At 67.7% G+C, this 15,120-nt stretch carries 13 protein-coding genes; 4 read left to right on the forward strand and 9 right to left on the reverse strand.

Annotated elements, in window-relative coordinates:
- Positions 1-15: 15 nt before the first annotated feature.
- Genes AC3QL2_RS11760 through AC3QL2_RS11790 form a run of 7 tightly spaced genes read right to left on the reverse strand, consistent with a single transcriptional unit; the run spans position 16 to position 8,245 of the window.
- Entirely contained in the window at positions 16-1,920 is a 1,905-nt protein-coding gene (locus AC3QL2_RS11760) for a DUF1989 domain-containing protein (RefSeq protein WP_493235899.1), read from the reverse strand.
- Positions 1,917-2,447 (reverse strand): flavin reductase family protein, encoded by a 531-nt coding sequence (locus AC3QL2_RS11765; RefSeq protein ID WP_493235897.1) that lies wholly within the window; start codon positions 2,445-2,447, stop codon positions 1,917-1,919. Before AC3QL2_RS11765 ends, AC3QL2_RS11760 begins: the two co-directional genes overlap by 4 nt.
- Positions 2,448-2,467: 20 nt before the next feature.
- A complete protein-coding gene (locus AC3QL2_RS11770; protein WP_493235896.1) occupies positions 2,468-3,850 on the reverse strand; it encodes an acyl-CoA dehydrogenase family protein in 1,383 nt (460 codons plus the stop codon).
- A 51-nt stretch (positions 3,851-3,901) separates the two neighbouring features.
- The gene (locus AC3QL2_RS11775; RefSeq protein ID WP_493235895.1) at positions 3,902-4,978 is read right to left on the reverse strand and encodes a heme-dependent oxidative N-demethylase family protein; all 1,077 of its coding nucleotides are present in this window, start codon (positions 4,976-4,978) and stop codon (positions 3,902-3,904) included.
- Positions 4,979-5,010: 32 nt separating this feature from the next.
- Positions 5,011-5,961 (reverse strand): PDR/VanB family oxidoreductase, encoded by a 951-nt coding sequence (locus AC3QL2_RS11780; protein ID WP_493235894.1) that lies wholly within the window; start codon positions 5,959-5,961, stop codon positions 5,011-5,013.
- Positions 5,958-6,539 carry a dimethylamine monooxygenase subunit DmmA family protein gene (locus AC3QL2_RS11785; protein WP_493235893.1) on the reverse strand — a complete coding sequence of 194 codons (582 nt, stop codon included), beginning with the start codon at positions 6,537-6,539 and terminating at the stop codon, positions 5,958-5,960. Before AC3QL2_RS11785 ends, AC3QL2_RS11780 begins: the two co-directional genes overlap by 4 nt.
- 11 nt (positions 6,540-6,550) lie before the next feature.
- Positions 6,551-8,245: an APC family permease gene (locus AC3QL2_RS11790; protein ID WP_493235891.1), complete on the reverse strand. Its 1,695-nt coding sequence runs from the start codon at positions 8,243-8,245 to the stop codon at positions 6,551-6,553.
- A 171-nt stretch (positions 8,246-8,416) separates the two neighbouring features.
- On the opposite strand from AC3QL2_RS11790, the gene AC3QL2_RS11795 reads away from it, so the two are divergent.
- On the forward strand, positions 8,417-9,298 hold the full coding sequence (locus AC3QL2_RS11795; RefSeq protein WP_493235890.1) for a TorF family putative porin: 882 nt from the start codon (positions 8,417-8,419) through the stop codon (positions 9,296-9,298).
- 82 nt (positions 9,299-9,380) lie between these two features.
- Here AC3QL2_RS11795 and AC3QL2_RS11800 read toward each other — a convergent pair whose 3' ends face one another.
- Positions 9,381-10,676, reverse strand: coding sequence for an ATP-binding protein (locus AC3QL2_RS11800; protein WP_493235889.1), 1,296 nt, complete (start codon positions 10,674-10,676; stop codon positions 9,381-9,383).
- Between the two features lie 190 nt (positions 10,677-10,866).
- Here AC3QL2_RS11800 and AC3QL2_RS11805 point away from each other — a divergent pair, with 190 nt between their 5' ends.
- Positions 10,867-11,373: an acyl-CoA thioesterase gene (locus AC3QL2_RS11805; RefSeq protein ID WP_493235888.1), complete on the forward strand. Its 507-nt coding sequence runs from the start codon at positions 10,867-10,869 to the stop codon at positions 11,371-11,373.
- Positions 11,374-11,378: 5 nt separating this feature from the next.
- Positions 11,379-12,050 carry a hypothetical protein gene (locus tag AC3QL2_RS11810; protein WP_493235887.1) on the forward strand — a complete coding sequence of 224 codons (672 nt, stop codon included), beginning with the start codon at positions 11,379-11,381 and terminating at the stop codon, positions 12,048-12,050.
- A gap of 21 nt (positions 12,051-12,071) precedes the next feature.
- Here the strand turns inward: AC3QL2_RS11810 and AC3QL2_RS11815 are convergent, their stop codons facing one another.
- On the reverse strand, positions 12,072-14,207 hold the full coding sequence (locus AC3QL2_RS11815; protein WP_493235885.1) for a methyl-accepting chemotaxis protein: 2,136 nt from the start codon (positions 14,205-14,207) through the stop codon (positions 12,072-12,074).
- Positions 14,208-14,603: 396 nt separating this feature from the next.
- Here AC3QL2_RS11815 and AC3QL2_RS11820 point away from each other — a divergent pair, with 396 nt between their 5' ends.
- Positions 14,604-15,083, forward strand: a complete 480-nt coding sequence (locus AC3QL2_RS11820) for a DUF3617 domain-containing protein (protein ID WP_493235884.1) — start codon at positions 14,604-14,606, stop codon at positions 15,081-15,083.
- Positions 15,084-15,120 lie beyond the last annotated feature (37 nt).

A 15,120-nucleotide genomic window follows, 5' to 3' on the forward strand; every position in this document is an offset into this window, starting at 1 on the left:
TCGCTGCGCACGCTGTTAAGCCCTGACCCGCGATTTCGTCGGGTCGTAGTGCGGAAACACCACCACTTTCGCATCCAGTCGTTTGCGGTGCCCATCCAGTTGACCGACCTGCAGTTCGGTGTCGAGCGCCGAGTAGGCGACATCCACGCGGGCGAGGGCGATCTGCATGTCGAGGACCGGCGAGCGGGTGGTGCTGGTGATTTCGCCGACCTTGGCGCGGCCGACGTAGAGGCCATCGCCATGGCTGGCGGCTTCGTTGCTGGCGATGGCGAGGCCGACCAGTTTGCGGCGGGGGTGGGCCTTGCGTTCCTCCAGGGCGGCTTTGCCGATGAAGTCGTCCGGCTTTGACAGGGCGACGGTGAAGCCGATACCGGCTTCGAAGGGATCGGTCTGGTCGCAGAACTCGTGGCCGGCGAAGGCAAGGCCGGCTTCGATGCGCAGCATGTCGAGGGCGTCGAAGCCGAGCGGCACGATGCCCAGCGGGGCGCCGGCTTCCATCACTGCGTTCCACAGCGCGGGGCCGTCCTTGGGCGCGCACCACAGCTCATAGCCCAGCTCACCGGTATAGCCGGTGCGCGACACCACCAGCGGGATGCCGGTGGGGCCGCCAAGGCGGGCAGCGGCGAAGCGGAACCAGCCGAGTTCGTCCGGCGTCGGCTGCAGCGGGCTGGTCCACAGGATCTTCTTGAGCAACTCGCGGCTCCTGGGGCCTTGCACGGCGAGGTTGTGCAGGGCGTCGGTGGCTTCGCGGATATGCACGTTGAAGCCGGTGGCGGCGGCCTGTTCCTGCAGCCACAGGCCGGTGGTGTCTTCGCCGCAGACGAAGCGGAACACATCGCGGCCGAGGCGGAACACCGTGCCGTCGTCCATCATGCCGCCGTGGGCGTGGCAGACGGCGGTGTAGACCACCTGGCCGACGGCCAGCTTGCGCAGGTCGCGGGTCTGCACCTTCTGCAGCAGGGCTTCGGCGTCGGGGCCGGTGACGTCGAACTTGCGCAGCGCCGACAGGTCCATGACCGCCACCTTCTCGCGGCAGGCCCAGTATTCGGCCAGCGTGCCGTGGCCGACGAAGCTGCGCGGCAGCCAGTAGCCCTTGTAGTCGATGAAGTCGCGGGTGAGGGTTTCGGTTGCCGGCGCGAAGGCGGTCGGCCGGGTCAGGCGGACGGGGGAGTCGGGTGTCATGCGGTGGGCCATCGCGCGGGGGAAGGAATGGGCGGCGTCGTAGACGCGCGCCTCGATGTCGGTGGGCTGCCAGGCGTTGGCGGGGTCGATGTCGTCGGCGCAGGACGACACCGCCACCACCAGGTCCTTCAGCGCCCTGAGCAACACGTAGTCGCCGGGCTTGGACCACGGTTCGGCAAAGCCGAGGCTGCCGCAGGGCTGGATGAAGGTGTTGTAGAAGAAGTTGATGGCCGGCCAGCCGGCGCGCGGGCGGATGCCGAAGCCGGCCAGCGCGGCGTTGAAGTTGTCGCTGCAGTTGGCGTGGCCGGGAAAGCCGGCGTCCTCGTAGTACTTGGCGGTGCACGCCAGCGCGAAGGCGTCGTGGCGGCCGACGGTGTCCTGCACGGTTTCGAGCAGCGGCTGCATGCGGGCGTCGAAGTACTTGGCGTGCAGGCCGGGCTGGGGATAGGCGGCGCCGGCCAGGGTGCGTGTCACGGTCGGGTCGAGGCCCCATTCCTCGCCGGCGGCCAGCGCCGCGGCGTCGAAGGCGAGGAGGTCGGAGCACTGGCGGCCATCCACATCGATGACCTGGATGTACTGCCCGGCCTTCACTTCGAAGGCACGGGCGCTGGCGGCGGTGACGCGGATCACCGCCAGCGGTTCGGGAAAGGCCTGGGCCAGGCGCGGCGCGGCCTCGGCGGCGAGCAGGAAGGGGTCGCCTTCCTGCGCCACATCCGCGGGCGGGACGACGTCGTTCATGCGCACACCTCCCGCTCGGCCAGGCGCCGGTAGCTGCCGCCGGCGAAGACCAGCGGCTCGCCGTCGCGGCAGCGCAGTTGATGGACTTCGGCGACGAAGATGGTGTGGTCGCCGCCCGGATACTGGGCGAAGGGCCGGCATTCGAAGGTGGCCAGGGCCCCGTCGAGCAGCGGCGCGCCGTGCTCGCCGGCGCCGTAGACCAGGTCCGCCCACTTGTCGCCGCCGCCCCGCGCGAAGCGGTTGGACAGCGACTCCTGCTCGTCGCCGAGCACGTGGATGGCCAGCGGCCCGCCGGCGGCGAAGGCCTCGCAGCAGGCCATGTTCTTGGCCAGGCTGAAGAGCACCAGCGGCGGATCGAGGGATACGGAGTTGAAGGAGCTGACGGTTGCCCCCACCGGCCGGCCCTCGTCGTCCCAGGTGGTGACGATGGTGACGCCGGTGGGGAAGAGGCCGAGGACGCGGCGGAACAAACGCCCGTCGAAGGGCGCCCGGTGGGCGGCGATGGGCTGGCTGGTGGTGGCGTGCATGGCGGCGGGGCTCCCTGGACTTAAGCTTGCGCCTCGGCGAGGAGCTTGCTGGCGAAGGCGGCTTTCTCTTCCTTGCTCATCTTCTTGAGCTCGTTGTTGAGGACGCGCTGGTTCACCGACTGGTTCCAGTAGTCCAGCACCTCGAAGCCGAGCAGCGCGGCCTTGCCGACGAACTGGCGCAGCACTTCGTTGGTGGGGCCCATCACCCAGCCGGCCTTGCCGTCGCGCAGCAGGCGCTCGATGCCGAGGGCCGGCTTGTAGCCGGTGCCGCCGCAGGCGTGGAGCATCTTGTCCACCACGAAGGTGACGTTCTTGGAGGCGAAGAACTTGACCTGCCACAGCCAGTTGAGCAGCTCGGTGCGCGGCAGGTGGTCGATGGTGGCGTGGGCGGACCAGTCGCAGTTGTTGGTCTGCTCGTCCAGCGCCTTGGCGGCCAGGTACACGTAGCTGCGGCTGGCGTTGGTGTCGATCAGGCACTCGCCGACGTAGTCCTGGATGGTCGGGTAGTCGGCCACGCGCATGCCCACGTCGTTATGCACCTTGCGGGTGGTGTGGTTCTTGGTGATGTCCATCGCGGCCAGGCAGATGCCGTTCCAGCAGGCCGAGGAGCACACCAGGAAGAAGGGGTCGACCACTTCGTCGTTGGACTTGGCGCCGTCGCCGATCGGGCCGACCAGCGCATCCGGGGCGATCTCGACGCCGTCCACCGCGATCGGGCCGGACTGGTTGCCGCGCATGCCGAGGCCATCCCAGTTGGCCGGGTCGGCGTGGATCTGGTCTTTGGTGACCAGGAAGCAGGACAGGTTGGAGTAGTCGCCGCCGAAGTCCGGAGAGGTGGTCTGGATGATGTACCAGTCGGCGAAGCCGCCGGAGGTGGTCCAGGAGGCCTTCTTGAAGACCTTCCAGCCATTGTCGGTGCGCTCGGCGCGGGACGACATCGGGTACCAGAAGTGGGAGCCGGTTTCCGGGTCGGAGTAGGACAGGGTGCCGATCAGCACGTCCTTGTCCACCCGGCGCAGGATGTCCTTCAGGCGCTCGTTGTCGTGGTGGCGCAGCAGTGCGGCGGCGCAGGCGCCCAGGTGCATTGTGTAACACATGGCGGTGGACGGGCAGCCGTAGCGGGCGATGGTCTCGACCACCATCGCGGCGCACAGGTGGCTTTCACCGCGGCCGCCGAGTTCCTTCGGGATGGTCAGGCTCATCAGGCCCATGGCGGCCAGCGCTTCGAAGTTCTTGCGCGGGTAGATGTACTTCTTGTCGCTCTCGATGGCGTTGGGACGCAGCGTGGTTTCGCACAGGGCGATCAGGTCGGCTTGTAGGGCCTTCTGCTCAGGGGTGAGCAGCCATTGGGGGCTCCATTCGGAACCGATGCCGGTGGGGGTCATTTGGGTGATGGCGTTCATGGCTGTTTCCTTTTTGTGGTTTCGGGTGTCGATGAATGCGGTGCAGGCGCCTCAGCGGGGGCTGAGGAGGGTGGTGCCGGGTTCGGTGCCGAGGGGCAGTTCGCGGCCGTCGTCGTGCTTGGCCAGCCATTCGAGGGCGGCCGGCAGGTAGCGGGTCAGGCCCTTGTATTCGACGAGCTGGGGCGGCAGCGAGGACAGCACCCGGTGCAGGCGGGCGCCCCAGCGGGGCACGCGGGCCAGGTCGTCGAGGGAGGCCAGGTAGCAGCGGATCGGGAACAAAATCGCGTTGCTGCGCGGCAGGCGCCACAGGGTCTGCAGCTCGACGCGCAGGTGCACCTTCTGGCCGGCGTTGTCGGGGGTGACGCTGGCCCGGTCCGGGCCCCACTCGGGGTAGCTCTCCGGCGAGGTGTCGAGGCGCGGGTTGATGCTCATGGTCCAGTTGAGGCGGCGCACCGGCTGGCCGTGACGCAGCATCAGTAGGTATTTCAGCGCGCGCTCGAAGACGCCGGTCTGGTGGGCCAGCGGCACCGGGCCGTGCCACTCCATGAAGCTCATGCCGACGTCGAACTCCAGCGACCAGTCGGCCTGGGAGGTGACCATGCCGGCGTCCATGAAGAGGTTGTCGTCGCGCTGGTCGCAGATCGCGAAGTCGCCCTGGGCCTGGCGGGTGATGTACTCGAAGGGTTCGCAGGGCAGGGTTTCGGCGTTGCCGAAGACGAAGCTCTGCTCGATGCCCAGCGGGCGGTTGATCCACGTCCACCGGCTGCCGAAGTCGTCGCCTTCCTTGATCAGCGAGAACTGCTCCGGGTAGTCGGCGGACAGGCTTTCCATCAGCAGCTCCAGCGTGTCCCACTGGGCCATCATCATGTGCGGCAGCACCTGGCAGCGGCCGGGGTCGCGCTCCAGCGTGATGGCCTTGTCGCGGCATTCGGCGATGTAGTGCTCATCCACGTCGAAGCCGTGCAGATACACGTCGGTCGCGCCGCTGCGCACGTGCGGCTCGATATTGACGCTGTACATGTAGCGGTCTTCCGCGAAGGGGAAGGGAAAGCGCAGCACCGCGGCGTCGCTGTTGCGGTAGCTGTAGTCGCCGCGGAAGGTTTCTTCGGGTTTGAAAGCGATGCTCATGTCGATCTCCTCGGGGACGCTCAGGGGCGGATTCACAGGTCCAGCACCAGGCGCCCGCTCCGCGCCCGCGACACGCAGGGCAGGATCAGGCGGCCGGCTTCCCGCTCGGCGGCGGACAGGTAGTGGTCGCGGTGGTCGGCTTCGCCTTCCAGCAGCGGCGTCGCGCACACGCCGCAGGCGCCGCCGCGGCACAGGCAGGGGGCTTTGACGCCGAGTCGCTCGATGGCTTCGAGCAGGCTCTCGTCTTCGCCGACGCTGACCTCGACGCCGGACTTGGCGAGGAAGGCGCGGAAGGCCTCGCCGCCGGACAGGGCGCTGCCGAAGTGCTCGCAATGCACGTGGCTGGCGGGCCAGCCGGCGGCCGCGGCGAGTTCCAGCACCTCGTCGTTCATGGCGGCCGGCCCGCACACGTAAAGGTGGGTGCCGACCGGCTGGGCGGCGAGCAGGGCGGGGATCTCGAGGCGGCGGCCGTCGGCGTCCCAGTGCACGCTGACGCCGCTCTTGCCGGCCAGCCACGGGTCGAAGACGTGCTGCTCGTCTTCGCGGCAGCACAGGTGCAGCGCGTAGTCGGCGCCGCCGAAGGCGAAGTCGGCCAGGTAGGACAGGAAGGGCGTGATGCCGATGCCGCCGGCGATCATCAGGTGGCGGCGGGCGGTGCGCACCGGCGCGAACAGGTTGCCGGGCCAGCCGGCCTCCAGCACGTCGCCGACCTTGATCTGCTCGTGAATGAAGGCCGAGCCGCCGCGGGAGTCGGGCACGCGCCGCACGATGATCTCGTAGGCGTCACGGGCGCCGGGGCGGCTGATCAGCGAATAGGCGTTGCGGTGGGTGCGCGTGGCGCCCTTGAGCACGAGCTGGAGGTGGGCGCCGGCCGCGGCAGGGGGCAGCTTGTGGCCGTCCGCCGCCACCAGGCGCAGGTGGCGCAGGCTCGGCGAGATGGCGGTGGCGGCGGCCACCTTCAGCGTGAGGGTTTCGCCGATCATGCGAAGCTCTCCTCGACGGCCGGCACTTCGCCCGGCGCTTCCGCATCCACCATCACGCCCATGAAGGCACCGAGGCGGCGGGAGAAGTGGTCGCGTACCAGGAGGTGGCGGTGGCAGCCGGTACAGTTGGCGATGCTGGTGGTGACGTTCTCGGTGACGGTGTGGCAGTGGGTACACCACACCCGGCGGCGCAGGCTGCCGGCGTGGTGCAGGTGGATCTGCTCGGCGCTGAAGCCGATGATCGCCGCGGCCTTGGCCACCGACCACAGGAAGGGCTCGGTGCCCTGCACATAGAGGCGGTCGCCGATGCCGTAGCCGCGGGTGGCGCAGGCGAAGGCATCGATCACGTCGGCTACCTCGGGCAGGCGCCACACCTTGCCGAGGCCCAGGCCGCCGGCCTGGGTGCCGACCAGCCAGGTGTGCAGGTTCTCTTCCACCGGCGCGAAGGTGCCGGCCAGGGAGTCGAGGCGGCCCGGCAATACGGTGTCGCCTTCGACGATCAGCAGGTGCTGGCTGCCGGACAGGTCCGGTTCCAGCTGGGCGTAGGTGGGGCGGCTCTTGATGTCGGAATGCAGCATGGTCGTTCTCCTCAGATCACCGCACAGGCGTGGGCGATGGCCACCACTGCGGCGCCGCCGGCGAGGGTCAGGTAGGGCAGGATGCCGGCGCGGGTGCCGACGCCGTCCTCGCTGCCGAGGTGCATGTCTTCCTGCATCGCGGCGGGGAACTGGCCCTTGTCGGTGACGTAGTGGCGGTACAGGAAGACCGGCACGATCAGCGCAGCGACGAGCAGGCCGGAGGCCAGCGTGCCGGCGCCCCAGATGTCGGCGCCCATGCCCATCAGCCACAGGTTGGCGAAGGCCAGCACGGTGCCGATGGCGATCAGCCACAGCGGGGCCTTGAACGGGCGCGGCCAGCTCGGGCGGTCGATGCGGTGGATCCAGGCGGCGTTGAGGTTGAGGAAGTTGAAGAGGATGTAGCAGACGTTGGAGATGGCCAGCACGAAGACGTAGTCGGACATCAACAGCAGGATCAGGTTGAAGCCGAGGTCGGTCCACATCGCCGGGACCGGCGCGCCGTTGGCATTCACGCGGGACAGGTACTTGGGCAGCCAGCCGTCGGCGGAGGCCTGGTAGAGGGTGCGCGAGGAGCCGGCCATCGAGGTCATGATGGACAGCACCAAGGCCAGCACCAGCATCGCCATCAGCACGTGCTCGACCAGCGTGCCGCCGCCCAGCATGTGGGCCATGGCGTGGGCGACGCCCATGCCGCTGTAGATGTCCGGCGACAGGATGCCGTCGTAGACCGCCGGGGTGACCACGTTGCCAGCGGCGTCCTTCACCTCCGGCGTGACCAGCTGGCCGAGGCCGATGTTGCCCTGGAAGGCCAGCGGCACCACGGTGAACACGAAGATGCACAGCAGGCCGGAATACAGGATGGCCTTGAAGGTGTCGGTGCGCGGGTCACGGAATTCGCGGGTGTAGCACACCGCCGTCTCGAAGCCGTAGGTGGACCAGGCCGCCATGAACAGGCCGCCGGCCATCAGCGTCAGGCCGCCCATGTCCCAGGCGCCGTCGATCACCGCGCCGCTGGCGTCCTTGGCCAGCGGGAACAGCGGGGTCAGGTTGGCGGCGGGCATGTCGCCGGACAGCAGCGGCCACAGGCCGATCAGCATCAGCGGCGCCAGCGCGGCGATGCCGAGCACCATCTGCATGCGCGCCGCCTGCAGGATGCCGCGGTGCTGGATGGCGAAGGCCGCCAGCAGCACCGCCGCGCCGAGCACGAAGGTGGCATTGATGCGCAGGGACAGGCCGCCCTTGATGAAGCCCAGGTCGAGCAGGGTGATCTGCCAGGTGTTGATGGCCGCGTCCGGCGCGAACAGGATCGACAGGATGTAGCCCGCTGCCAGCCCGGAGCCGATGGCCAGCACCGGCGACCAGGCCAGCCAGTTGCACCACACGGAGAGCGGCGCCAGCAGCTTGCTGTAGCGCACCCAGGCCACCGCCCCGTACACCGACGCGCCGCCGGACTTGTGCGGGAACAGGCCGGCGATCTCCGCGTAGGAGAAGGACTGCAGGAAGCCGAAGGCGATGGAAATGATCCACACCGCCCAGGACGGCTTGCCCACCGTGGCGGCAATGGAGCCGATGGAGAACAGCACCAGGGCCGGAACGCCGCTGGCCACCCAGAAGGCCCCGGCCCAGCCGATCTTGCGGTGGAGCGTTGCGCTCGCGCCGCCGCTCCCGATGCCGTTACTCGCGGCATCCACTGTCGTCGTGTTCATCTGCGTACTCCTCGATGTCGAAAAAATGCGATGGGACTGCAATGGCATGCACTGTCCGCCGCCGGGGGGGGGCGAACAATTCGACTTTGGGAGTAGGTCCGAGGGGGAATTGAGGGAGTAGGCGCACGGGCGTGAAATGGCTGCCATCCCAACACCGACAGAGGCAAAAGCATGAAACCCGCGAAGAAGACTGCTCTCCGGAAGGCTGTCCGGCACCTTGGCCGCTGTGCGCTGCCGGCCATCGCTGCCGCCACGCTGGCCGCGCCCGCCCGCGCCGAGGATGCGCCGGCGCCCGCCCCCGAACTGACCAGCAACATCGGCGTGGTGTCGGAATACGTGTTCCGCGGCATCCGCCAGACCTGGGGCAACCCGGCGATCCAGGGGGGCGTGGATTACGCCCATGCGTCAGGCCTCTACGTGGGCACCTGGATGTCCAACACCAGCGCCAACCTGTACGCCAACGCCAATATCGAGGTCGATGTGTACGGCGGCTACCGGGGCGCAGTGGGTGATTTTGCCTACGACGTGGGGGTGTTGCAGTTCATCTTCCCGCAGGCCAACTACGACAAGATCACGCCGGCCGGCAGCTACGCCAAGAAGACCTACAACTCCACCGAGTTCTACCTCTCCGGCACCTGGCAGTGGCTCAACCTGAAGTACTCGCGGGCGATGACCGACGTGGGCTACTTCGGCTTCACCGACAACAACGCCGGCCCCGGCGCCTTCCCCAACAAGCCGGGGGCGGGCGTGACCGGCAAGGACACCACCGGCTCGTGGTACATCGAAGCCAACGTGAGCTACGAATTCCTGCCGACGTGGACCGCCACGCTGCATGCCGGTCGTCAGACCATTGCAAATTCGAAGGGCTTGGACTATTCCGATTACAAGGTCGGCGTTACCAAAGCCATGCCGGGCAGCTGGACGCTGGGTCTGGCCTACACGACGACAGCCGGTGCCGATTACTGGAAGAACTACCCCAGCGTCGCCGGTAACGGCACTACCAAGGACATGAACGCCGGCACCTGGATCGCGTCGGTCAACCGGGTCTTCTGATCCGGCCCCCGTTTCTCCTCAGGCAAGTTGGCACCTGATTCGGCCCACCGGCAACGGCGGGCCGTTTTTTTGCCGAAGGCGCCTAGGTACGTTCGGTGGGGGACTCGATCGGCAGCGTGACAGTGAAGGTGCTGCCCGTGCCGACTTCGCTGGTCACATCGATGTGGCCGTGGTGGCGGTCGACGATGCCCCATGACAGGGACAGGCCGAGGCCGGTGCCCTGGCCGATCGGCTTGGTGGTGTAGAAGGGCTCGAAGATGCGCTGCAGGTCTTCCGGTGGAATGCCCTTGCCGGTGTCGCTGACGCTGATCTGCACCGCGTTGTCACCACTGCGCCGGGTGACCAGGGTGATCGTGCCCTGGCCTTCGATGGCCTGGGCGGCGTTGATGATCAGGTTCATGAAGACCTGGTTGAGCTGGGACGGCAGGCAATGGACCTGCGGCAGCTCGCCGTAGTCCTTGACCACCGTGCAGTGGTATTTCAGTGCGTTGGCGGCGATGTTGAGCGTCGATTCGAGGCCGGCGTGCAGGTCGGCCCAGTGCCAGTCGGCGCTGCTGGTGCGGGAATAGTCCTTTAGGTCGCTGACGATCTTGCGGATACGGTCCACGCCGTCGGCGGATTCCCGTAGCAGCTGCAGCGCGTCGTCCTTGATGAAGTCGTATTCGAGCTGCTGGCGCAGGGCGGTGGCGGCGGCATAGGCTGTCGGCGTGCCGCTGGCCGCGGCGCCGGCCTCGTAGGCGTCGATGATGGCGAACAGATCCTGCAGGTAGTGCTCCAGGCTGCCCAGGTTGGAGCCGACGAAGCCGATAGGGTTGTTGATCTCATGGGCGACGCCGGCGGCGAGCTGGCCGAGGGAGGCCATCTTCTCCGACTGCAGCAGCTGCATCTGGGCGTTTTCCAGCGCCTTGGCGCCGCCTTCCACCTTGTGCCGCAGGCGCAGGTTGTTCTTGTCCAGCATGTCACGGGCGGCCTTGGCTTCCAGCTGCGCACGCACCCGGGCGCGCACGACGATCGCGCGGATCGGCTTGTGGATGTAGTCGCAGGCGCCCAGCTCGAAGCCGCGCTGCTCGCTGTCATCATCGGTCAGTGCGGTTACGAAGATCACCGGGATGGCGGCGCTGCGGGGATCGCCGCGCAGCAGCTGGAGGACTTCGAAGCCATCCAGGTCCGGCATCATGATGTCGAGCAGGATCAGGTCGGGCGGCGGGGCCTGGGTTGCCGCCTGCAGGGCTTCGGTTCCGTTGGCGGCCTTGACGACCGTGTAGAAGGGTTCGAGGACGCGGCCCAGTACCAGCCGGTTCACCGGTTCGTCGTCGACGACGAGCACCACGCTGCGGGTGGCGTGGGGGGGCTGTGCGCTGGTGTCCTGGGCATTCATGGCGGCGTCCGGGGTGCTTGCAGGATTGATAGTGCGGTTTTCCAAGGGACATGCAGTGCAGGGCGGGCCCGTCTGCATGTCTGCACGTTCCGTGCATGACAGGATGCCCGATTCCGCCCGGCGTGGGGAGACATCCCGCCTTACCGCGTTTATCCTGAGGTCCATGCTTGCAGACCCCACGGAGACAACAATGAATTTCCCCGCCCACCAGCTGACCATGACGGTGCTGATGACGCCGGACATGGCCAACTTTTCCGGTAACGTGCATGGTGGCGCCATCCTCAAGCTGCTCGACCAGGTGGCCTATGCCTGCGCGGCGCGTTATTCGGGCTGCTATGTGGTGACTTTGTCGGTGGACCAGGTGATGTTCCGCCAGCCCATCCACGTTGGCGAGCTGGTGACCTTCATGGCGTCGGTCAATTACACCGGCAATTCGTCGATGGAGATCGGCGTGAAGGTCATCGCCGAGGACATCCGCACCCAGGTCGTGCGCCATGCCAACAGCTGCTTCTTCACGATGGTTGCCGTGGACGAGAACCGCAAGCCGGTCAGTGTGCCAGCGCTGCGTGCCTTCACGCCGGACGAGAAGCGCCGCTACCAGGCCGCCCAGGCCCGCAAGGAGCTGCGCCGGGAGCTGGAGCAGCGCTACACGGCGCTGCGCGACGGCCTGGCGGATGGTGCGCGCAGCGAGGGCTGACGCACATGCTGCCCTTCTCGCCGACGGATGTGGCGGAACTCCTCAAGTGGCTGGCGGATCATGGCATCTGGGACATGCTCACCACCCTTGCGGCGGTGTCGATTGGCGTGTTCATCCGTACCTGGTATCGCCGCCGGGTGCCGGGCTTCTCGGTGCATGTCACCTACACGGTTGGCACGGGGCATCCGCTCTACCCGAATACGCTCAACTTCGAGGTGCGCAATCTGCGTGATGCCCCGCTGCTGGTGCTGAATCCCAATTTCCGCTTCGGCCGCCAGCTCAAGGCGGGCAACGCGGCCCACGGCAACACCGCGACGGGCGATTACGAGATCAAGTTCCGGCCGATCGATGCCAAGGGGGTGGTGAGCGACTGGAAGAGCTACACCACGATCATGCTGCGCCACCGGGATGCGGCCTTTGCGTATGTGCCCTTCGACGATGGGCTCACCGAAGCGGATCTGCCGGGCCTGATCGAAGCGGGCAAGCTCGGCACGCTGACCCTCCATGTCGTGCTGATCCGCGACCCGGACCCGCAAGTGGTGGCCATGTCCATCCCCGTGCGGCGGATCAGCCGGGCGGCGCACAAGCCGCCTCTCGGCGGCGATGCCCATCCCAAGGCCGCGCCGCTGCCGCCAGTGGAGTCCGGGCGGGCCGGCGGGGCACCGGCAGCGGAGTGACGCCGGCTCCCAGGCCGCGCGTCAGGCGACCTGGAACTGCCCCATGGTCTGTTCCAGCTTGCCGGTCGCAAAGCCGGTGAGCTCGGCGCTGCGGGCCGATTCCCGCGTGGCGTGGCGCATCGCCTCGGCGGCGGAGGAGATGGATTCCACCCGGTCGCCGTAGGCATGGGTCGCTGCGGCGATCTGGCTGATGGTGATGAACAGCCGCTCGACGACCGCCTCGATCTCCCGCTTGTCGGTGCTGGCGGCGGTGGCCAGGCGCAGGCCTTCCTCCATCTCCGACATGCCGCTTTCCATCGTGCGCACGGCCTCCTCGGCCTGGCTCTGCACGCCGTCGATCATCTCGCGGATGTCGGCGGTGGCGCCGCGGGTGCGTTCGGCCAGCTTGCGCACCTCGTCGGCCACCACTGCGAAGCCGCGCCCGGTCTCGCCGGCGCGGGCCGCTTCGATGGCTGCGTTGAGGGCCAGCAGGTTGGTCTGGTCGGCGATCTCGTTGATCAGCGTGACGATGCGGCCGATCTCCAGCGTGCGCTGTTCGAGCTGACGGATCGTCGTCGCCGACAGGTTGACCGAGCTGCGGATGCCTTGACTGCGGGCTTCCACCAGCGCGAATTGCTCGCGCGCCTCTTCGCTGACGCGATGGACGACTTGTTGCATGGTGGCGGTGTTGGTGGTGGCGGCGTCGATTTCGCTGAGCTGCACGCGGATCGCGCTGAGGATGTCGTCGATGGCGCCCTGCATGCTCGTCGAGACCTGGTCCGCGTGGCTGTTCTTCTGCAACATGTTGCGGTTGGTGTCGCCGATCTCGCTGGTGGTCTTGGCGACCTGGCGGATCATTTGCTCCAGGTTGTCGATGAAGCTGTTGGCCCACTGGGCCAGCACGGTGGCTTCGTCGATCCGTTCGCTGGCCCGCGGCAGGCGCTGGGACAGGTTGCCGCCGCCTTCGGTGGTGGAGCGCAGCACGCGGGTCGCCTCGCGCAGCCGCTGGCTGACCGGCATGCAGCCGAGCTGGTGGAACAGCGCCGCGCCGACCAGTTGCAGGGCCAGCCCGGTGCCGAGCACGGCGGCCTGGCCGAGGCCGGCCAGCTCGGCGAGCAGGCCGGCGACGCCCCAGCTGCCCAGCGTGATCGCCATGTACAGGCGCAGCAGGCGGAAGGGGATGCTGCGGTAGCGGTAGACCTCTTCCAGGTCGGCCTCGCACATCATCCCCCAGGTGTCCGGCGAGCCGGGCAGGCGGAAGGTGACGCCCTTGCCGATGACCGGCACGTGGCGGTAGTCGGAATAGCCCGGGTAGGTGACGAAGAGGTTGTCGCCCTTGCGGATCGTCTCGCGCACGCCGGGGTGGAGCTGGCCGGTGGCCGGATCGTTGAAGACCAGTTCCAGCTCGGTGTGCTCCTGCACGCGCACGGTGCCGAAGGCGGTGCGGACGCCGTCCTTCAGGTTGTCGCCGCCGGTGAAGGTGGCGTCCTCGAAGCGCGAGCGGGACAGGGCCGTGCCGGGGGTGATCTGCGGGTCGAACACCGACTTGACCATGAACAGGTAGTTGTCGCCGGACTCGTGGAAGATGTGGCCGGCCTCGCGCTGGATCAGGTCGCCGATCACGTCGTTGGGCACCCGGCCGCACAGGGCGCCGACGATGCTGCCATCCACGCTGATCGGCTGGTAGAACATCAGCGTCACCGCATCGTGGAAGCGGGACGTGGACGGCGGCAGGTTCTGGGTGACCGGGTCGCGATAGGGGCCATGCAGGAAGCGCCCAGCCAGCCCGGCGCGCAGCGGCGCGGTGGCCGCCACGCGGGCGCCGGCGCGGCTTTTGGCGGTGGAGCCGGTGATCATGCCCTGCTGGTTGACGACGAACAGTTCGGAAAAGTCCTCGGCGCGCTGGCGGCGCTGCTGCAGCAGGCGGGCATCCACGTCCGGCCAGCTGCCGGCCAGCTCGCGAGCCAGCCCTTCCAGATGGGCCCACTGCTGTTCGGCCCAGGTGCTCAGGATGCGCACGCGGGTCTGCGCGAAGGCCTCGAAGGTCTGTTCGATGGCGGGATAGCGGTGCCGGTTGCGCGACGTGGCCCAGCCCATGGCGATCTTGCCGGTCCGGCCGAACCACGGCAGCCAGGCTTTCTCTGCGCCGCTGAGGGACATGTTCTGACTCTTGAGCATTGACTGATTCCTGCTACAAAACTAGGCAGGGTCGTTTAGCAAGAGCTGCGCCTGTTTGCCTTCCCGCCAGCTTCAGGGGCCGCACCAGCTTGGTGAATCAGGCTCTTAGCGCTATGGCGTATGCCATATGGCGCTTCCGGCTGGCGCCACGGTTTTTTACCTTGCGCACTGTATTAGTGCGAAATTCTGGGAAAAATCCGGCTTCATATACCTCTAAGGGAGTATATGCACCGTAGTGGTGCCTGCGAGGCAGGGCGATACCATGGCCTCACCTGGGGGCGGGGCTTCGACCGGGCTGGCTACGTCGCTACGCGTGGGTTCCATGTCCCATTGACCGTGGCCCTGCCGGCCGTGGCACCATCGCGTCATCCATTCATCTTCCGGCGGGAGGTCTCCATGTCTGTCCGTGTCCTGATGCTGCCCCTCATGCTGGCCACGCTGCCGGCCCTTGCTGGTCCGACCACGGTTCAGCCCGGCGGCTGGAAGGTCAAGACGGTGGTCACCGCCCGCGAAACGCCGGCCAGTCCGCCCCGCACGGTGTCGGAGAGCACGACGCAGATCTGCCTGTCGCCGGCCTTCCTGGCCCGCGACCCCTACCTGACGCCGGGGCTCGACCGGGACAAGATGGAAAAGCAGGGGGCCCATTGCAGCATTTCCGATGCGACCCGCAGCGAGACCAGCGCCGCCTGGAAGATGACCTGCACCCTGGCCGACGGCAACGCCGTCGAGATGTGGATCAACAATACCGTCGCCGCCCGTCACGTACGTTCCGAGGTCCAGCAGTCGGTCCGCAAGGGCAACCAGGACCTGCAGATCCGCATCACGATGGATTCGGTGTACGCGGGGGCGTGTACCAAGGACATGCTGCAGTTGTAAGTCGGCGGCCGCCTCGATCCGGCAGGCCGGCGCGAAC

This window comes from Zoogloea sp. GW822-FHT05C07 (assembly GCF_058800215.1).